General features: G+C 78.0%; 16 protein-coding genes. 7 read left to right on the top strand and 9 right to left on the bottom strand.

Annotation, left to right across the window (positions count from 1 at the left end; all coding sequences use genetic code 11):
- From BMZ33_RS20300 to BMZ33_RS20285, 4 genes are all read right to left on the bottom strand, one after another.
- Window positions 1-645 (bottom strand): response regulator transcription factor, encoded by a 645-nt coding sequence (locus BMZ33_RS20300; protein ID WP_136697372.1) that lies wholly within the window; start codon window positions 643-645, stop codon window positions 1-3.
- Window positions 642-2,687: a sensor histidine kinase gene (locus BMZ33_RS20295; RefSeq protein WP_091115640.1), complete on the bottom strand. Its 2,046-nt coding sequence runs from the start codon at window positions 2,685-2,687 to the stop codon at window positions 642-644. Before BMZ33_RS20295 ends, BMZ33_RS20300 begins: the two co-directional genes overlap by 4 nt.
- A 28-nt stretch (window positions 2,688-2,715) precedes the next feature.
- Window positions 2,716-3,312 carry a hypothetical protein gene (locus BMZ33_RS20290; protein ID WP_091115637.1) on the bottom strand — a complete coding sequence of 199 codons (597 nt, stop codon included), beginning with the start codon at window positions 3,310-3,312 and terminating at the stop codon, window positions 2,716-2,718.
- 321 nt (window positions 3,313-3,633) lie between these two features.
- Window positions 3,634-5,172 carry an aldehyde dehydrogenase family protein gene (locus BMZ33_RS20285; RefSeq protein ID WP_091115633.1) on the bottom strand — a complete coding sequence of 513 codons (1,539 nt, stop codon included), beginning with the start codon at window positions 5,170-5,172 and terminating at the stop codon, window positions 3,634-3,636.
- Window positions 5,173-5,259: 87 nt separating this feature from the next.
- Between BMZ33_RS20285 and BMZ33_RS20280 the strand changes: the two genes are divergently transcribed.
- Window positions 5,260-8,289, top strand: a complete 3,030-nt coding sequence (locus BMZ33_RS20280; RefSeq protein ID WP_169064625.1) for a hypothetical protein — start codon at window positions 5,260-5,262, stop codon at window positions 8,287-8,289.
- A 9-nt stretch (window positions 8,290-8,298) separates the two neighbouring features.
- Here BMZ33_RS20280 and BMZ33_RS20275 read toward each other — a convergent pair whose 3' ends face one another.
- Together BMZ33_RS20275 and BMZ33_RS20270 are read right to left on the bottom strand one after the other, a co-directional pair.
- Window positions 8,299-8,664, bottom strand: a complete 366-nt coding sequence (locus BMZ33_RS20275; RefSeq protein ID WP_091115626.1) for a hypothetical protein — start codon at window positions 8,662-8,664, stop codon at window positions 8,299-8,301.
- Between the two features lie 247 nt (window positions 8,665-8,911).
- Window positions 8,912-9,226, bottom strand: a complete 315-nt coding sequence (locus BMZ33_RS20270) for a hypothetical protein (RefSeq protein ID WP_136697371.1) — start codon at window positions 9,224-9,226, stop codon at window positions 8,912-8,914.
- A gap of 272 nt (window positions 9,227-9,498) precedes the next feature.
- Between BMZ33_RS20270 and BMZ33_RS20265 the strand changes: the two genes are divergently transcribed.
- The 3 genes from BMZ33_RS20265 to BMZ33_RS20255 all read left to right on the top strand — a co-directional run bounded on the left by BMZ33_RS20265 (window position 9,499) and on the right by BMZ33_RS20255 (window position 12,040).
- Entirely contained in the window at window positions 9,499-9,870 is a 372-nt protein-coding gene (locus BMZ33_RS20265) for an STAS domain-containing protein (protein ID WP_169064624.1), read from the top strand.
- A 124-nt stretch (window positions 9,871-9,994) separates the two neighbouring features.
- A complete protein-coding gene (locus BMZ33_RS20260; RefSeq protein WP_091115619.1) occupies window positions 9,995-11,206 on the top strand; it encodes an acetyl-CoA C-acetyltransferase in 1,212 nt (403 codons plus the stop codon).
- Between the two features lie 72 nt (window positions 11,207-11,278).
- Entirely contained in the window at window positions 11,279-12,040 is a 762-nt protein-coding gene (locus BMZ33_RS20255; protein ID WP_091115615.1) for an SDR family oxidoreductase, read from the top strand.
- Here BMZ33_RS20255 and BMZ33_RS20250 read toward each other — a convergent pair.
- The 3 genes from BMZ33_RS20250 to BMZ33_RS20240 form a co-directional block, all read right to left on the bottom strand.
- Entirely contained in the window at window positions 12,037-12,888 is an 852-nt protein-coding gene (locus BMZ33_RS20250) for a DUF1206 domain-containing protein (protein ID WP_091115612.1), read from the bottom strand. The two genes, BMZ33_RS20255 and BMZ33_RS20250, sit on opposite strands and share 4 nt — an antisense overlap.
- Before the next feature lie 6 nt (window positions 12,889-12,894).
- Window positions 12,895-13,737, bottom strand: a complete 843-nt coding sequence (locus BMZ33_RS20245; protein WP_091115608.1) for a DUF1206 domain-containing protein — start codon at window positions 13,735-13,737, stop codon at window positions 12,895-12,897.
- Window positions 13,738-13,803: 66 nt separating this feature from the next.
- A complete protein-coding gene (locus BMZ33_RS20240; protein WP_169064623.1) occupies window positions 13,804-14,514 on the bottom strand; it encodes a DUF1206 domain-containing protein in 711 nt (236 codons plus the stop codon).
- A gap of 124 nt (window positions 14,515-14,638) precedes the next feature.
- Here BMZ33_RS20240 and BMZ33_RS20235 point away from each other — a divergent pair, with 124 nt between their 5' ends.
- The 3 genes from BMZ33_RS20235 to BMZ33_RS20225 are packed head-to-tail and all read left to right on the top strand — an operon-like array spanning window position 14,639 to window position 18,212.
- Window positions 14,639-15,226, top strand: a complete 588-nt coding sequence (locus tag BMZ33_RS20235) for a hypothetical protein (protein WP_091115605.1) — start codon at window positions 14,639-14,641, stop codon at window positions 15,224-15,226.
- Window positions 15,227-15,285: 59 nt separating this feature from the next.
- Window positions 15,286-16,905 carry an SIR2 family NAD-dependent protein deacylase gene (locus BMZ33_RS20230; RefSeq protein WP_091115601.1) on the top strand — a complete coding sequence of 540 codons (1,620 nt, stop codon included), beginning with the start codon at window positions 15,286-15,288 and terminating at the stop codon, window positions 16,903-16,905.
- A 50-nt stretch (window positions 16,906-16,955) separates the two neighbouring features.
- Entirely contained in the window at window positions 16,956-18,212 is a 1,257-nt protein-coding gene (locus BMZ33_RS20225) for a cytochrome P450 (protein WP_091115597.1), read from the top strand.
- Window positions 18,213-18,339 lie beyond the last annotated feature (127 nt).

The following is an 18,339-nucleotide window of genomic DNA, read 5'->3' as shown; positions in this document are numbered from 1 at the left end:
TCAGAGGCCGGCGCGGCGGGCGGCCGCGACCGCCTCGGCGCGGGTGGCCACCCGCAGCTTGGCGAGGACGTTGGACACGCGGTTGCGCACCGTCTTCTCCGACAGCCCGAGCCGGGCGGCGATCTCCCCGTTGGTCAGGTGCTCGGTGAGCAGCACGAGCACCTCCCGCTCGCGTGCCGACAGCTCGGGGAACACCGACTCCGGGCGGGGCCGGCCGGCGACGAGGGCGGCGAGCCGGGTGGCCACCGGCGCGCCGAGGACGGCCCCGCCGTCGGTGACCGCCTGCACCGCGCGCAGGATCTCGGCCTTGCGCGCCCCCTTGAGCAGGTAGCCGCGTGCGCCGGCCTGCAGGGCGGCGAAGACCGAGGCGTCGTCCTCGGCCATCGTCAGCACGAGGACGGCGATGTGCGGGCTGTGGGCGAGGAGTCGCCGGGTCGCCTCCACCCCGCCGGTCCCGGGCATCGTCAGGTCCATGAGGACGACGTCGGGCTGCAGCGCGAGAGCCGCCTCGACCGCGGCCGCGCCCTCGGCCGCCTCGCCTACGACGTCCACCTCGGGGCTGGTCGACAGCAGCGCGCGCAGTCCCTCCCGGAAGGAGTCGCTGTCGTCGCAGACGAGCACCCGCAGGACGTCCACGGTGCTCATCTCCCGCCCGGTGCGCCGGCCGTGCAGGGCAGCGCCGCCTCCAGCACGGTGCCCCCGGTCGGGCCCCGGGTGACCGTGCACCGGCCGCCGAGCTCGGCGGCCCGCTCGGCCATCGACGACAGTCCCACCCCGGCCGGCGGGACGGGCGGCAGCCCGCGGCCGTCGTCGGTCACCGTGAGGTGCAGGGCGTCGTCCTCGCACCGCACCACGACGCGGCACGTCGCCGCGGCGGCGTGCACGGCTGCGTTGTGCACCGCCTCGAGGGCGATGCGGTAGGCCGCCACCTCGACCGCCGCCGGCAGCGGGGGCAGGTCGGCCACGGCGACCTCGACGTCGGGGGCCCGCACGGTGGCGGCGTGGCTGCGCAGGGCCCCCTCGAGACCCAGGGCGTCGAGTGCGGGCGGCCTCAGCAGGTGGGCGATGCGGCGGACCTCGCCGACCGCCGCGTCCGATCGCCGCAGCAGGCCGTCGAGCAACTCCCTGGCACGGGTGTCGTCGACGCCGACGAGGTCCCGGGCGGCCTCGACGGTCATCGTGAGGCCGGCGAGCTGCGGGCCGAGACCGTCGTGCAGGTCCCGGCCGATGCGGCGGCGCTCCTCCTCCCGCGCCAGGACGAGGCGCTCGCGGGACCGCTGCAGGTCGGCCGCCAGCCGGCGGGCCTCCTCCGTCACCTGGACGGCGTGCAGCGCGACCCCGACCTGTCGTGCGAGGTCCTCGAGCAGGCGGCGGTCGCCGGGCGCCAGCTCCACGCGCCGTCCGCGACCGCCGAGCACCAGCCGGCCCACCTCCTCGCCGGCGTGCACCAGCGGGACGGTCACCGGCTCGGCGTCCGCAGACGGCGGGTCGCCGTGCGCCGCCGCCGTCTCGTACCCGCGCGGCGTGCGGGACTCGATCGCCACGAAGGGCAGCCGCAGGGCGTCGGCGACCGCCGTGACGACGGACGCCAGCGCGGCCGCGGGCGTGAGCGCCGACCCCAGCCGCCGGCCGAGGAGGGTCAGCGTCCGGTAGGGGTCGGCCCGGTCGCCGTAGACGAGGCGGTCCACCCGCCGCTGCAGCCGCGCCCGCAGCGGCGTGACCGCCACGGCCACGACGGCGACCGCCAGGAACCCGACACCCGCCCCGTCGACCGACACGGCCGCGAACGCCCCGACGACGGCGACGTAGCCCAGCAGGACGCAGCCGGTGAGCAGGGACCACAGCAGGGTCCGGTCCAGCACCCGCTCGACGTCGAACAGGCGGTGGCGGAGCACCGACACCGTCGCGGCCGCGACGACCGTCACCGGCACCACCTGGACGACGGCGAACACGCCCTCGTACGCGTCGGGCCACCAGTGGGCGACGACACCGTCGGTGAGGAAGGCGAGCGAGGTGAGGACGACTGCGTACACCAGCAGGGCGACGCGTGCGCGCTCCGGACCGCGGGTGCGCCGCAGCCGGACGACCACGCTCGCCGCGGCGAGCACCACCAGGACCAGGACCGGGATCCCGAGCGCGTCGCCCGTCCAGGCCGGCACCGGGAGCGCGAACGGGTTGGGGTGCTCGACGCCCCCGATCGACACGGCGCCCGTCGAGCAGGACACCACCAGCCCCACCACCGGCGTCAGGACCACCGCAGCCCGGGCGACCGGGCGCCACCGAGGCGAGGGGAGCCGGCCGTCGGGGAAGTACAGCGGCACCAGCACGAAGAGCGGGACGAGTCCGGTCTGGTACGTCCAGGTCTGCGACCACACGGCGAGCTCGCGGCCGGGCAGCCCCAGCAGCACCCACTCCTCACCGGCGCACCCGAGGAGGAAGAGCACGGCCCCGGCGAGCAGCGAGCGGCCCACCGGGTCCGCGCGGCGTGCGGCGACCACGACGCTGCCGAGCAGTCCCGCCGGGACCACGGTGGCCAGCAGCGGCAGGGAGGCCCCGGTGCCGGTGCGGACGGCCCCCACGACGGTGAACACCCCGAGGCCCAGCGTGACGGCGGCCCCGACCGCCCCGACGAGGCGGCCGGAGCCGGGGTCGCTGTGCGCCCGGGGGGTCAGCGGGACGGCGGGCACCGTCCGGCCTCCCGTGCGTGGGCGGCGGTCACGGGACCAGGACCGCCGGTGCGCCGACCGCCGGCCGCGGTGCCGGCCGGACCACGGCTGCGATCCCCAGCCAGACCAGGCCAGCGGCGTAGACGGCGAGGACCCCCGGCAGGAGACCCCCCAGCGCCAGCCCGGCCAGCAGCCCGACCACGAACAGCGCCGCGGCCGGTCGGGGCAGCACGCCGGCCCGCCAGGTGGCGACCCCGAACAGCAGCAGCCCGCCGATCCAGGTGGCCATGGCGACCAGTCCGACGACGACGCCCACGGTCCCGGGGTCCTCGGCGAGCGGTGACCCGGCCGCGGTGAGCTCGGGCAGCAGGGTCACCTCGGTGAGCGCCGCGCCGGAGAACGCCGTGCTGCCGAGTAGGGCGAGCAGGGTCGCGACCTGACCGAAGCGCCCCATGGCGTGCTGCTGGACCAGGTACAGCCCCACCACCCCGGGGACGAGCAGCAGCACCTGGGTCGCGTGCACGGCCGACTCCGCCCGCCCCTCGGTCAGTCCGCCGACGGCCAGCGACCACACGTCCTGGACGACGACCAGGACCCCGGACAGCGCGGCGGCGGCGCCGCCGACCTTGACGAGCAACGTGGACATGTCCCCTCCCTCGGTTCCCCGGGCTCCGATCGCCCGCGTGGAGGAAGCGTCGATCCGGCGCACGTCCCCGCACACGGGGCGGCGGCCGGGCGGCGTCGGGAGGGATGTCCCGGTCGACCGGGCCGGGAGGGGGATCGACCCCGTGCCCGAGGTCAGGCGCACAGCACCCGAGGATGCTCCGCGCGCGGAGCCGGGGACAGCCCCTGCGGTGCGCACTGCGGGCGTTCCCCGTGCACGGCCGGTCCTGCCGGACCCCGGGTGCGCGAGGAACGCCCGCAGTGGCGTCAGGAGGTGGCGTCAGGAGGTGGCGTCAGGAGGTGGTCAGCGGTGGCGCCCGTGCACCAGGCCCACGACCCGCGCCAGCGCGTCGGCCGCGGCCGGCGGACGGCTGAACGACATGAGGTCCACCGGCAGCCGGAAGCGCCGGCGGGTGATGGCCTTGGCGCGGCAGAACTCCCTGAGCCCGTCCTCGCCGTGGATGCGGCCGAAGCCGCTGTCGCCCACGCCACCGAAGGGCAGCGCCGGCACCGAGGCGAAGGTGAGCACCGAGTTCACGCTGGTCATGCCGCTGCGCATCCGGCGGGCGAGGTCCATCGCGCGTGCCGTCGAGCGGGAGAACACCGCGCCGGCCAGCCCGTACGAGGTCGCGTTGGTGCGCGCCAGAGCCTCCTCGGCGTCGGCGACGCGGCTGATCGTCAGCGTCGGCCCGAACGTCTCCTCCTGCACCGCGGCGGAGTCCTCGGGCACGTCGAGCAGCACGGTCGGGGCGACGAACCCGCCGTCCACCGTGCCGCCGAGGACCGCCCGCCCCCCGGACGACGTCGCGTCGTCCAGGTGCCGCCGCACGACGTCGGCCTGCGCGGCCATCGTCATCGGCCCGTAGGCGGCCGCGTCGTCGGACCCGGGGCGCAGGCCGCGCACCCGCTCGGTCACCTCGGCCACGAACCGGTCGTAGACGGCGGAGGTCGCGTAGACGCGCTCGATGCCGATGCAGGTCTGCCCGGCGTTGCTCATCGCGCCCCAGACGGCGGCGTCGGCGGCCGCGGCCACGTCGGCGTCGTCGTCGACGATCATGGCGTCCTTGCCGCCGAGCTCCATGAGCACCGGGGTGAGCGTCTCGGCGCAGGTGGCCATGACCCTGCGGCCGGTGGGTGCCGAGCCGGTGAACGCCACCTTGCCCACGCCCGCCCGGCACAGCGCCGCGCCCGTCTCGCCGGAGCCGGTGACGACCTGGAAGGCGTCGGCGACGTCGGGGACGGCGGCCCGCCACGCGGCGGCCAGCCACGCGCCGACGGCGGGCGTGTGCTCCGAGGGCTTGAAGACGACGGCGTTGCCCGCGGCCAGCGCGTAGGCGATCGAGCCCATCGGCGTGAACACCGGGTAGTTCCACGGGCCGATGACGCCGACGACGCCCAGCGGCTGGTACTCCAGGTACGCGGCGTGGTCGGCGGCCAGCAGGCCGACCCGCACCCGGCGGGGCCCGAGCGTCCGGCGCGCGTGCGCCCCGGCCCAGGCGAGGTGGTCGATCGTCAGGGTGATCTCGAGGACCGCGTCGGCGTGCGGCTTGCCGTTCTCCCGGTGCACCAGGTCGGCCAGCTCGTGCACGTGCCGGGCGAGGTGGCCGCGGTAGGCGGCCAGCCGCTGCCGGCGGTCGTCGAAGCCGAGCCCGGCCCACCGCTCCGCCGCCGGGCGGGCGCGCGCCACGGTCGCGGCCACAGCCCGCGCGTCGTGCACCGGGAAGACGCCGACGACGGCGCCGGTGGCCGGGTCGGTGGACTCGAACGTCTCGGTGGTGGCGTGCCGGTCGACGGTGCCGGCGGTGGCGTCGGTGACCGTGTCCATCTGCTCGGCGAGCGACATGCGGCGGATGGTACCCGGCAAGTTACCGGTGCGTAGGTCCGTTCGCGGACCCGTTCGGAGGCCCCGCGCGCTGCCATGCTGAGCCCCGTGTCCGACCCCTTCGCCACCGCGGAGCTGCGCCGCCGGGTGCTGGCCGCGTGGACCGACTCCCCGGCGCGCTTCCGCGAGGACGCCAACGCCGAGGAGGACCTCGTCCGCGGCGGCTACCGCGACCGGCTGCTGGTCGAGCTGGCGCAGAACGCCGCCGACGCGGCCGCCCGCGCGGGGGTCCCGGGCCGGCTGCGGCTGGAGTTGGCCGACGTCGGCGGCGGGGGAGAGGTGCTGCACGCGGCCAACACCGGGGCGCCGCTCGACGCCGCCGGGGTGGGCGGGCTGGCCAGCCTGCGGGCGTCGGCCAAGCGCGACGGATCGCAGACGGTCGGCCACTCCGGAGGCGCGGGCGGGCCGCCGATGCCGACCGTCGGCCGGTTCGGGGTGGGCTTCGCCGCCGTCCTCACCGTCACCGACGAGCCGGCCGTGCACTCGGCCGGCGGGGGTGTGCGCTTCAGCGCCGCCCGCACCCGCGCCGAGGTCGCCGACGTGCCCGCGCTGGCCGGGGAGCTGGCCCGCCGTGACGGCGCGGTCCCCGTGCTCCGGCTGCCCTGGCCGGCCGAGGGGACCCCGCCCGAGGGCTACGCCACCGAGGTCGTGCTGCCGCTGCGCCCGGGCTCGCGGGTCGCCGTCCGCACGGCGCTGGAGGAGCTGCCGGCCGAGCTGCTGCTCGCGCTGCCGGGCCTGGCCGAGATCGAGGTGGTCGTCGACGGCGCGACCCGGACGCTGGCCTGCACGCACACCTCGCCGCTGGCCCGGCTGCGCGACGGCGACCGGACGCGCACGTGGCGGCTGGAGGAGCGCACCGGCGAGCTGGCCGAGGAGCTGTTCGCCGGCCGCCCGGTCGAGGAGCGCGCCCGCCGCGGCTACGCCGTCACCTGGGCGGTGCCGCTGGACGACGACGGCCGGCCCGAGCCGCTGCCGGTGCGCCAGGTGGTGCACGCGCCGACCCCCAGCGACGAGCCGCTGTCGCTGCCCGCCCGGCTGGTCGCCCCGTTCCCGCTCGGCCCCGACCGGCGGCACGTCGCCCCCGGCCCGGTCACCGACGCCCTGGTCGACGTCTGCGCGGAGGCCTACGCCGGCCTGCTCGCCGCGCTGGCGCCGGACCCCGCCGTCCTGGCCCTCGTGCCGCGCATCGGCCTGGCCGCCGCCGAACTCGACGCCGCCCTGGGCAGCGCCGCGCTCGACCGGCTGCGCACGACGGCCTGGCTGCCGCTCGCCGACGACCCCGACGCCCGGCAGAGGCCGGACCGGGCCACGGTGCTCGACGACGCCTCCGAGGAGCGGACCGCCGTCCTGGCCGGGGTGGTGCCGGGCCTGCTGCCGGCCGGCTGGGCCCGGCGCGAGGGCGCCCCGGCGCTGGCCGCGCTCGGTCTCCGGCGGGTGGGGCCGGCCGAGGTGGCCGAGGCCGTCGGCGGGGTGGCCCGGCCCCCGCAGTGGTGGGCGCGGCTCTACGCCTCCCTCGACGGCGCCGACCGCGAGGAGCTCGGCGCGCTGCCCGTCCCGCTGGCCGACGGGCGGACCGCGCCCGGTCCGGCCGGCGTGCTGCTGCCCGCCGACGACCTGCCCGTCGGGCGGCTCGGCCCGCTGTCGCTGCGGGTGGCGCACCCCGACGCGGTCGCGCCGCCCGCGGCACGGCGGCTGCTCGAGCGCCTCGGTGCCTCGCCGGCCACCGCGGCGGCGGTGCTCGCCGACCCCGCGGTGCGCGCGGCGGTGGAGGAGTCGGTGGACGCCGTGGAGGAGGACTGGGGCGACGCCGACCCCGCCGACCTGGCCCGCGCGGTGCTCGCCCTGGTGACCGCCGCGGGGACCGCCCCCGGGGAGCTGCCGTGGCTGGCCGAGCTGGCGCTCCCCGACGCCGAGGGTGCCTGGGCGCCGGCGGGGGAGCTGCTCATGCCCGGCGCCCCGCTCGCCGCGGTCCTGGAGGACGGCGCGCTGGGCCTGCTCGACCCGTCCTTCGCCGACGGCCAGGACCCGGCGGCACTGCGGGCGGCCGGCGTGCTGGTCACCTTCGCGCTGGTGCGCGCCGAGGACCCCGACGAGCTCGACGTCGACGCCGCCGGCGCGTGGGCCGACGCCGTCCTCGACCGGCTGCCCCCCGGCCCGCCGCCGGCCTGGCCGCCGCTGTGCGCCGTCCGCGACCTGGAGCTGGTCGCCGACTGGGCCGGCGCGCTGGCGCTGCTGGCCGGCCTGCCTGCGGAGGCGTGGGCCGACGTCGTCCTCGACGGCGTCGCCGCCCCGGGATACCTGCGCTGGTGGCTGACCACCCACCCGGTGCTCGCCGGCCGGCGACCCGACCGGCTGCGCGCGCCGGGCAGCCGCGAGCTGCAGGGGCTGTACGACCCGGCGTCCGGCCCGCGCGAGGTGCTCGAGCGACTGCGCCCGCCCGCGACCGTCGGGGACGTGCTCGCCGACGTCGACGCCGCGCTCGACCTGCTCGACCGGCTCGGCGACCCGGAGCGGACGGTGTCGGCGGCTGTCCTGCGCACGGTCTACGCGCGGCTGGCCGAGGCCCTCGACGGCGTGGACGTCGCCCCGCCGGCCGCGGTACGGGTGGCGCCGGACCGGGTGGCCGCCCCCGGCCGCGAGCCGGTGCTGGTGCTCGACGCGCCCTGGGTGCAGCCACTGGTCGACGGGGCGCTGGTCCCCGCGGGCGGGGCGCCGGCAGCGGTGGCCGACCTGCTCGACCTGCCGCTGGCCTCCGAGCGGGTGACCGGCACGGTGACCAGCCGCCCGGCGCGGCGGCAGGCCTGGTCGGCGCTGCCCGGCGCCGGGCTGGCCGCGGCCCGGCTGGGCGTCGCGGAGCTCGACGGCGAGGTCGCCGTCCACGAGCCGCTGCTCGTCGACGGCCGGCCGGTGGCCTGGTGGCCGGACGGCGCCGCCGACCACGTCGACGGCAGCCCGCCCGCGCTCGGCCGGGCGCTGGCCTGGCGGGCCGGGGCGTGGCCGCTGCGGCAGGCGCTGGCCGAGGCGTTCGCCGACCCCGGCCGGGCCGCCGACCTCGCCGCCGAGGACGCGCTCGGCTAGCCCGGCCGCTCAGTGCCAGCGGGGCGCGGCGAGGGCGCCCGGCGCGTGGCCGTGGGCCGAGGGCCGCCCGACCGCTCCCCGGCCCGGCCGGCCGGTGTGCGGCACCGGCGCGACCGACGACCAGCAGCGGTACAGCGACAACCACTGCTCGGCGGTGAGTGCCGCCGCCCGGGTGGTGGGCGGCAGGCCCGCCGTCCGCAGCCACCGCACCCCGGACGGGCCCGGCAGCTGGGCGCGCAGGGCCGGGCCCAGGGCGGTCCCGGGGGAGGCCAGCACGGCGGAGACGAGCCGGTCGAAGGCGGCGGCGTCGTCGGCGGACAGGGTGGCGCGGGCGGCGGTGACCGCCGGGCCGGAGGAGCGGAGAGGGCGTGACACGGGGGCCTCCTGGGGGAGGTCGGACCGGCCGCGGGCAGCCGGCAGCCAGGGGAGGGGCGCCCGGGAGCCGGGCGGGAGGGGGCGGGGAGCCAGGGGCTCGACCCGCGGGCGTCCGGTGCGGACGCGGGCGTCGTCGCGAGGGCGGCTCAGGAGCGCATGCGCCGACCGTAGGACCGGCCGCCCGCACGGTCGACCGGTTTTCCGGGACCGGTGTCCGGGACGGGTCCCCGGGGTCACGTCCTCCGGGTCAGGCCCGGTCGTCGTCGCCCGGCGTCCGGGTGCGCGCGGCCTTCCGCGCCTGGTGGGCCTCCCACCGCTCGCGGTCGCGGGCCCGGGCGCCGGCGCCGCGGTGCCACCGGGCCGCCCGGCGCTGGGCGCGGTGCATCTCGCGCTCCTCGAAGTCGGGGTGCTGCTCCCAGTCGCTCGCCATCGCCAGCACGACGAGCAGGACGAAGCCGAAGATGACCAGGCCCGCGGCGACGATGACGTCGCTCACCGCGACGAAGGCGACGACGGACACGGCCGCCCAGATCAGCCCCGCCAGGGCCAGCCGCTTGCTCACGCCCACCAGTATCCCCGCGCCGGCCGCGCTGCCGGTCGGGAGCGCGTCCTCGCAGGTGGCGGGCCGGTGTCCGGCCGGTGGAGGACGGGCGGGGACCGTGGTCGGCGGCACTCCGCCGGGCGTCCGGGACCCTTGCGCGCCATGGGTCCCGGGCCTAACGTCCTGGGTGCGGTTCAACCGACAGCCGTGAACCCCAACGCTGGACTCTGCGTCGTGGTGTGGCTCACGGGCCGCTCATCCGCACGGGCCCGCCCTCGACCGAGGAGCGCACCGTGACCATCATCTCCCCTGGCCCCACCGACGACCTGCTCCGCGTCGAGACCCACGCCGTCGACGGGGCGGCGCGCCTCGTCCTGTCCGGCGAGGTCGACTGCTCCACCGCACCCCAGCTGCGCCGCGCCCTGGACGCGGCCTTCGCCGACGGCTCCCGCTCGGTGACCGTGGACCTCGAGGCGGTCACCTTCCTCGACTCGGCCGGCCTGTCCACCCTCGCGATCGCGCACCGCACCGCCGTCGGGACCGGCGTCCGGCTGCGCGTGCTCGTCGGTACCCGCGCGGTGGCCCGCGCCCTGCAGGTCACCGGCCTGTGGGAGCTCCTCGCCGTCGAGCAGGTCGAGCGCCGCGCCGGAGCCGGCGCCGCCTGAGCACGGGCCCCGGCAGGGGCCCGGCACCTCCCCGACCTGGCTGCGCGCCCGCGGGGCCGGAGGAGCAGACTCGGCGACGGCGCCGGTCCGAGGCGGAGCCGGCCGTGTCGAGGAGGAGGACGCCGTGCGGGATGCGGTCATCTGCGAGCCGGTGCGGACCCCGGTCGGGGGCTTCGGCGGATCGCTGCGCGACGTGCCGGTGCAGGACCTCGCCTCCACGGTCGTCCGGGCGCTGATGGAGCGCACCGGCCTGCCGCCGGAGTCGGTCGACGACGTCGTCCTCGGGCACTGCTACCCGACCATGGAGGCCCCCGCGATCGGCCGGGTCGCGGCCCTGGACGCCGGCCTGCCGGTGACCGTCAGTGGCATCCAGGTCGACCGCCGCTGCGGCTCGGGCCTGCAGGCGGTGCTCTACGCGGCCATGCAGGTGCAGACCGGCGCCGCCGAGGTCGTCCTGGCCGGCGGCGCGGAGTCGATGAGCAACGCGCCCTTTTACTCGCAGGCCATGCGCTGGGGCGTGAAGGCCGGTCCCGGCGTGCTGCTGCAGGACGGCCTGGCCCGCGGCCGGGTGACCGCCGGCGGGGTGAACCACCCGGTGCCCGGCGGGATGCTCGAGACCGCGGAGAACCTGCGCCGGGAGTACTCGATCGGCCGTGAGGAGCAGGACGAGTACGCCGTCCGCAGCCACCAGCGCGCCGCCGCGGCCACCGCGGAGGGCCGCTTCGCCGACGAGATCGTCCCGGTCACGATCACGGGCCGGAAGGGCGACACCGTCGTCGACCGCGACGAGCACATCCGCCCGGACTCGAACGTGGAGACCCTGGCGAGGCTCCGCCCCATCCTCGGCCGGGACGACCCCGAGGCCACCGTCACCGCCGGCAACGCCAGCGGCCAGAACGACGGCGCCGCGGTCTGCGTGGTCACCTCACCGGAGAAGGCCGCCGAGCTGGGCCTGCGCCCGCTGGCCCGGCTGGTGTCCTGGGCCGTCGCCGGCGTCCCGCCGCGGACCATGGGCATCGGCCCGGTCCCGGCGACGGCCAAGGCGCTGGAGCTGGCCGGCGTGAAGCTCTCCGACGTCGACCTCATCGAGCTCAACGAGGCCTTCGCCAGCCAGGTCCTCGCGGTGACCCGGGAGTGGGGCTTCACCGAGGCCGACTTCGAGCGCACCAACGTCAACGGCTCCGGCATCTCGCTCGGCCACCCGGTGGGTGCCACCGGCGGCCGCATCCTCGCCACGCTGACCCGCGAGATGGACCGCCGCGGCGCCCGCTACGGCCTGGAGACCATGTGCATCGGCGGCGGGCAGGGCCTGGCCGCGCTGTTCGAGCGCGCGTAGGCCGGCAGGCGGGTACCGGGGGCTGCCCGGCATGATCGGCCGGCAGCCCCCGACCCCGAGGAGTAGGCACCCATGACCGAGACCCCCGCCCGCGTCGCGATCGTCACCGGCGCCGCCCGCGGCATCGGTGCGGCGACCGCGCTGCGCCTGGCCGCCGACGGCTTCGCCGTCGCGGTGATCGACCTCAACGAGGCATCGACCGCCGGCACGGTCGGGGCGATCGAGGCCGCCGGTGGGCGGGCGCTCGGCGTGGGGGCCGACGTCGGCGACGCCGAGCAGGTGCAGGCCGCCGTCGACCGGATCGCCGCCGAGCTCGGCCCACCCGTCGTGCTGGTGAACAACGCGGGCGTCACCCGCGACAACATGCTGTTCAAGATGACCGACGCCGACTGGGACCTGGTCATGCACGTCCACCTGCGCGGCTCGTTCCTCATGACGCGCGCGTGCCAGAAGTACATGGTGGACGCGAGGTGGGGCCGGGTGGTGAACCTGTCCTCGACCTCGGCGCTCGGCAACCGCGGCCAGGCCAACTACGCCACCGCGAAGGCCGGCCTGCAGGGGTTCACCAAGACCCTCGCCCTGGAGCTGGGCAAGTTCGGGGTCACCGCCAACGCGATCGCGCCGGGCTTCATCCAGACCGAGATGACGAAGGCCACCGCCGAGCGGCTCGGCCGCGACTGGGACGAGTACGTGGCCGAGCGCGCGGCGGCCATCCCGGTGGCCCGCGGCGGCGTCCCCGAGGACATCGCGCACACCGTCTCGTTCTTCGTCAGCGAGGGCGCCGGCTTCGTCTCCGGCCAGGTCGTCTACGTCGCGGGCGGCCCGCGGACCTAGGAGGACGGGTCGCGGTCGGGGTAGCGGGCGCGGGCCAGGGCGTAGACGCCGAACGCCGCGAACCCGGCCGCGACGACGCCGAGCAGCCACGGCCCGGCGTCGGTGCGGCCGATCGCGGTCATCGCGCCGTCGAGGCCGGTGGCGGTGGAGACGTCGGCGGTCGTCGCCGCGCGGAACAGCAGCACGCCGACGACGCCGAACGCCACGCCCTTGGCCACGTAGCCGACCCGCCCGACGACCTCGATGACCGGCTCCCAGCGGTCGGGAGCGGCGGGCAGGTCGACGTCGCGCATGAACCCGCCGGTGGCCCCGCGCCATAGCGAGTAGGCACCCACCGCCAGGACGCCGACCGCCGCCGTCCCGACCGCCACCGCGCCGCCGGGCACCTCCAGCGTCTCCCCGGTCAGCTCGCGCAGCCGCTCGTCGGCCTCGTACTCCGCGCCCACCGCGAACAGCAGCGCGGTGACCCCGAGGACGGCGTACACCGCGGCCTTGGCCAGGCACTTGGCGCACACCACCGCGGTGCGGGTGCGGTGCTCCCGGTCGAGCAGCCCGCGCCACCACAGCAGCACCTCACCGCCCTGCCACAGCGCCAGCGCGAGCAGCCCCAGGCCGATCGCCCACAGCAGCACCGCCCCGCCGGGTGTGCGTGCGACGGTCTCCAGCGCCCCGGTCTGGTCGGCGTCGGTGCCGCCCGCGCCACGGGACAGCCGCCAGGCCAGCCAGCCGATGAGCAGGTGGACGACGCCGTAGGCGACCAGCCCGACCCGCGCCAGGGCCTCGAGCACCGGGTGGTCGGTGACCTCCCGCGCCGCGGTCACCGCCCGGTGCACCCGGTCGAGCAGCACGCGCGCTCAGGTTCGCTCGGGGTAGCGCGCCCGCACGAAGCAGAACGCGCCGAACGCGGCGATGCCCAGCGCCACGAGCGTCAGCAGGACGCGGCCGAAGGGGGCGTCGAGGATGGTGCGCATCGCGCCGTCGAGACCGCTCGCCCTGGCGGGGTCGAAGGTCAGCGCGGCGTAGACCAGCAGCGCGCCGACCACCGCGAAGGCGACGCCCTTGGCCGGGTAGCCGACCTGGCCGAGCCGGGTCACCGTCCGCTCCGCGGTCGGCGGCGCCGAGGCCAGGTCGATCTCCTCGAGGAAGCCCTTCTTCAGACCCTTGAGCACGTGGTGGGCGCCGACGCCGATGACGACCAGTCCCGCGGCGGCCACCAGCCAGCGGCCGCCGGGCCAGCCGAGCACGCCGGCCGTCGTCTGCTGCTGCTGGCCCGAGCCGGACTGCCCGCCGCCGGTGGCGGCGCGGAACGCCAGCACCGCCAGCGCCGCGTAGACGACCGCCTTGGCCACCGCCTTGACCGTCTTCTCCACGGCCTTCTTCCGGGTGTCCCCGGACGCCGACCAGCCCGAGCGCCAGCGGACCACCTCGGCGGCCTGCCACAGCGCCAGCGCGACCAGCCCGACGGCGAGCACCCACAGCAGCGGCTTGCCGACGGGCGACTCGGCCAGGGTGGCCAGCGCGCCGGACTGGTCGGCGGACTCGCTGCTCCCACCGCCCCAGGCCAGCTGCAGCGCCAGCCACGCCACCAGCACGTGGACCATGCCGTAGGCGATCAGCCCCACCCGGGCGAGGTGTTCCAGGGCGTCGCTCTGGCCCGCCCGGCCCGCCGCGCCCGCCGCCGTCCCCGGACCGCTCATGGCCAGGTCTCCTCTCACACCCCGTGTGACGGACCAGCGTGGCACAGCGCGCGGCGCCGCGTCGGTTCAGCCGACGGGGTGCCGCGCGCGGGCCAGCAGGTACACGGAGAAGGTGGCCAGCCCGGTGGCGACGACGGTGAGCAGCACCGGGCCGAGCGGGCCGGTGGCCACCGCCCGCAGGGCGCCGTCGAGGCCGGTGGCGGTGGCCGCGTCGAAGGTGGCCGCCGCCCAGCCGACCACCGCGACGACGAGCAGCTGCCCGCCGGGCCAGGACAGCACGCCGCGCACCGTCTCCTGCTCCTCCCGCCGCCCGGCCCGCAGCCCCAGCGCGGCGCGGACGGCGGAGACGGCGAGGAAGCCGTAGAGCACCGCGGTGCCCACCGTCTTGACCAGCTGCACCAGCGCCGCGCGCCGCCGCGGCCCCGGGCCCGGGACCGACCGGTGGTGGCGCAGCACCTCCACCGCCTGCCACGCGCACAGCCCGGCCAGCGAGGCGGCCAGCGCCCAGAGCAGGCCGTCCCCGAACGGGGACTCGGCCAGCACGTCGAGTGCACCGGCCGAGTCGGCGGAGCGGCCGGCGGTGCGGGCGCGGCCCGGGCCCCAGGCCAGCTGCAGGGCCAGCCAGGCGACCAGCAGGTGGATGAGGGCGTACCCGAGCAGGCCCAGGCGTGCGGTGTGCCGGAGCAGGGGGCTGTGGGCGGCCCGCTGGGTCACCGGCGCCGTGTCACCGGCTGTGTCCTCGGCCACGCCCCCGCCGCCCTGCCGCGTCGTGCGCACGGCCTCGCGAGCGTGCCACGCGCACGTCCCCCGCGCCGGGCGTCCCGCCCCTCCGGGCATCAGGGACACTGGGGGCGTGGCGACACCGACGGCGACCGGAACGGCAGGACGGACCCTCCGCGCGGTGACGCGCAGCGAGCACGACGCGGCCCGCCGGGCGTGGCCGGTGCGCGCGGCGCTCGGCGTCGCGCTGCTGGTCCTGGCCGCCGTGGCGGTGCTGACCGGCGACCTCGGCGCCCGTCTGCTGCTCGGCGGCCTCGGCCTGCTGGCCGCCGCCCGCGGCGCCGTCCTGCTGCGCGCCGGCGCGACGCCGGCCGGGGCGCCGGCGCTGCTGCTCGGGGCTGCGGCGGTCGCTGCCGCGGCCGTCTCCGTCGTCGCCACCGGGTGGGCGCTGCTGGCCGGGGTGCCGCTGGTGCTGGTGGTGGCCACGGCGGTCGTCGTCGCCCGCGGGGGCACCGCCCGCCGCGCCGGCGCCGCGCTGGCGGTCTGGACCGTGCTGGTCGGCGGGCTGCTCGCCGGGACCGCCGCCGTCCAGGGCACCGGGCGCGCGGCCGACGTCGCCACGGTGGTCGCCGCGCTGGCCACCGGCCTGGCCGCGGTGCCGCTGCTGGTCGGCGCCGCTGCGCTGCGCTCGGTCGCCGTGCGGCCGGTCCTCGCCCGCCCGGCCGGCTGCGGCGGCTGCGCCTGCGGCGCCGGGGGCTGCGGGGCCTGACCCGCCCCTCCGGGCCCAGCCGGGTTCCCGCCCGGCGTGTCCGTGGGTAGGGCAGCGGCGTGAGCGGACACGTCTTCGTCGTCGGTGCGGACCTGACCCGGCTGTCCTGCGACGACGTCCTCGTGCCCACCGGCCGCACCCTGCGGGTGGCGGCGAGCTGGCGCGACGTGCTGCCCGCCGACCTCGTCGCCGACGAGGACGCCTCGGGGATCTGCGTGGACCTGGCGTGGTCCGGCGGCGAGCGGGTGCTCGAGGTGCCCGGCACCGGGCCGCGCCGAGCGTGGCTGCTCGACACCGTGGACGACTGCGGCCGCGGCCTGGACTGGCTGCTCGACGGCGCCCGCGAGGCGCTGGCCGCCGTTGCCCGGCGCGAGGTGCCCGAGCCGGTGCACGGCCGGGCGCGGCGGCTGGTGGGGCTGCCGGCGCTGGGCACCGGCTGGGGCGGGGCGGCCGGCCGGCGCGGCGACCTGCTGCAGCAGCTGCTGCCGGTGCTGCGCGAGGCCGCCGACGAGCACGGCTTCGACGTCGCGCTCGTGCTGCGCGGGTCCAGCGACCTCGCCGCGGCCCAGCGGATCCGCCGCGGCGAGTCCACCTCGTGGGACCTGCCCGACCCGCTGCGGGCGCTGGCCGAGCAGCTGGGGGAGCGGGCCCGCCGCGGGCAGCTGGCGCTGTTCATCGGCGCGGGGGTCAGCGCGGCCGCCGGCCTGCCGACCTGGGAGGAGCTCCTGGACGAGCTGGCCGGCCGCTCGGGCCTGGACGACGACCTGCGCGCCGGGCTGGGCCGGCTGCCGCCGGAGGACTCCGCGGCGCTGCTGGCGCGCGAGCTGGGCCGCGACCGGCTCCAGGAGTTCGTGCGGGAGCGGTTCGGTCCCGGTCCCTACGCGCTGGCGCACGCGCTGATCGCCGACCTGCCGGTGCAGGAGTTCGTGACCACCAACTACGACCCGCTCGTCGAGCTCGCCGCCGCCGACATCGGCCGGGACCTCTCGGTGCTGCCCTACGACGAGCCGCAGCCGGGCCGGCCGTGGCTGCTCAAGCTGCACGGCGACGCCGCACACCCCGAGTCGGTGGTGCTGACCCGCGAGGAGTACCTGCAGCTGGGCGACTCACGGGCGGCGCTGGCCGGCGTGCTGCACTCGCTGCTGCTCACCCGGCACGTGCTGTTCGTGGGCACCTCGATGCTCGACGACGACCTGGTCCGCATCGCCCACCAGGTGCGCAGCGCCGTCCAGGGCCCCGACCGGGAGCCGCGGCGCCGGTCGGGCACGGTGCTGGCGCTGCGCGAGGACGCCGCCCGTGCGCGGCTGTGGGAGCAGGACGTGGAGACGGTCGCGATGTCGCGGTCGGACACCTCGCCGACGGAGGCCGCCCGCCGGCTGGAGGTGCTGCTCGACCTGATCGGCTGCCTGTCCACCCCGCCCACCGGCTACCTGCTCGACCCCGCCTACCGCGGCATGCTCAGCGACGAGGAGCGCGCGCTGGCCGAGGCGCTGCAGGACGTCGCGGCGCGGGTCCCCGAGGGCTCGGTGGCGCCGTCGGCGGCCGGCGAGGTGGCCGCGCTGCTGCGCCGGCTGGGGCACGGCCGCTCGGCGGGCCGCCGCGACGACCGCCCGGACGAGCCGGCCGACGCCGCCTCCGAACCGCGCGACGACCGGCTGCAGCAGCAGCGACCCGGCTGAGCCGCGCCCGCCCGGGGTTGCCGCCCGCCCGACCAGGGCAGGGGTGGTGCATGCGCCTGGAGAACTCCCTCGCCCTGCTGTCCAAGGGCTACGCCTGGATGCCCGACCTGCGCCGTGCCCGCGGCCGGCACGCCGCCGGGACCCGGCTGGGCGGTCTGCCGGCGATCGCGATCGAGGGCCCGGAGGCGGCGCGCTTCCTCTACGACGAGCGGCACGTGCACCGCGCGCACGCCATCCCCGAGCCGGTGCAGGGCACCCTCTTCGGCAAGGGCGCGGTGCACACCCTCGACGGCGAGGCGCACCGGGTCCGCAAGGCGATGTTCGTGTCGGTCCTCATGGACGGCGACCGCATCGCGGACCTGGTGGAGCGTGCCTGCGCCGACTGGGACGCCGCCGCGCGGGACTGGCTGACCCGGCCGCAGGTCGTGCTGTTCGAGGAGTCGGCGCAGGTGATCGCCGGCGCGGTCACCCGGTGGGCGGGGGTCCCGGTCGCGCAGGACGAGGTGCCGGCGCTGGCGCGCGACCTGCTGGCGATGGTGGACGGCTTCGCGACCGGCGGGCCGCGGCACTGGCGGGCCCGGCGGGCGCGGGGCCGGCGCGAGGGCTGGCTGGCGGGCCTGGTCGAGCAGGTCCGCGCCGGCGGGACCTTGGCACCCGCCGGGTCGGCACTGGCGGTCGTCGCCGCGCACCGCGACGCCGACGGGCAGCCGCTCGAACCGCGGGTGGCCGCCGTCGAGCTGCTCAACGTCATCCGGCCGACCACCGCCGTCGCCTGGTTCACCGCCTTCTCCGGGCACGCGCTGGCCCGCTGGCCGGGGTACCGCTCGCGGCTGGCCGCGGCCGACCCGGCCTTCGCCGAGGCGTGGGCGCACGAGGTGCGGCGCTTCTACCCCTTCGCGCCGTTCATCGGCGGCCGCGCGCCCCGGCGGCTGGAGTTCGGCGGGCAGACGATCCCCCGCAACGCCATGGTGCTGCTCGACCTCTTCGGGCAGAACCACGACCCGGACCTGTGGGAGGACCCCTACGCGTTCCGGCCCGAGCGGTTCCTCGACCGCGGCATCGGCGAGTTCGAGCTGGTGCCCCAGGGCGGCGGCGACCCGCGGACCAACCACCGCTGCCCCGGCGAGCAGCTCACCGTCGCGCTGCTGGCCGCGCTGGCACCCCGGCTGGCCCGGCTGCCGCTGGACATCCCCGCCGACCAGGACCTGACCATCTCGCTGCGCCGCATCCCGGCCCGCCCGGCCAGCGGGGTCGTCCTCCGGCCCGCCGCGCTGTGGGGACCCACGGCGGTGGCACCCGTCTCCTGACGAGGTCGTGCTCTGCCCACACCGGCGGGGCAGAGCACGACCGGGCGGCCGGGCACCCTCCCCTCCGGCGCGAGTCGTGCTCTGAACACCCCTGTGTCCAGAGCACGACGTCGCGCGGCAGGAGGTC

Origin of the sequence: Geodermatophilus dictyosporus, from assembly GCF_900115505.1 — a bacterium.
Taxonomy (GTDB): domain Bacteria; phylum Actinomycetota; class Actinomycetes; order Mycobacteriales; family Geodermatophilaceae; genus Geodermatophilus; species Geodermatophilus dictyosporus.
This window is presented reverse-complemented; position numbering and strand designations above follow the sequence as displayed.

Excerpts from the sequence above, each read along its gene's own strand:
- BMZ33_RS20300 (WP_136697372.1), bottom strand. The coding sequence starts at position 645 with ATGAGCACCGTGGACGTCCTGCGGGTGCTCGTCTGCGACGACAGCGAC.
- BMZ33_RS20255 (WP_091115615.1), top strand. The coding sequence starts at position 11,279 with ATGACCGAGACCCCCGCCCGCGTCGCGATCGTCACCGGCGCCGCCCGC.
- BMZ33_RS20245 (WP_091115608.1), bottom strand. The coding sequence starts at position 13,737 with ATGAGCGGTCCGGGGACGGCGGCGGGCGCGGCGGGCCGGGCGGGCCAG.
- BMZ33_RS20285 (WP_091115633.1), bottom strand. The coding sequence starts at position 5,172 with ATGTCGCTCGCCGAGCAGATGGACACGGTCACCGACGCCACCGCCGGC.
- BMZ33_RS20290 (WP_091115637.1), bottom strand. The coding sequence starts at position 3,312 with ATGTCCACGTTGCTCGTCAAGGTCGGCGGCGCCGCCGCCGCGCTGTCC.
- BMZ33_RS20225 (WP_091115597.1), top strand. The coding sequence starts at position 16,956 with ATGCGCCTGGAGAACTCCCTCGCCCTGCTGTCCAAGGGCTACGCCTGG.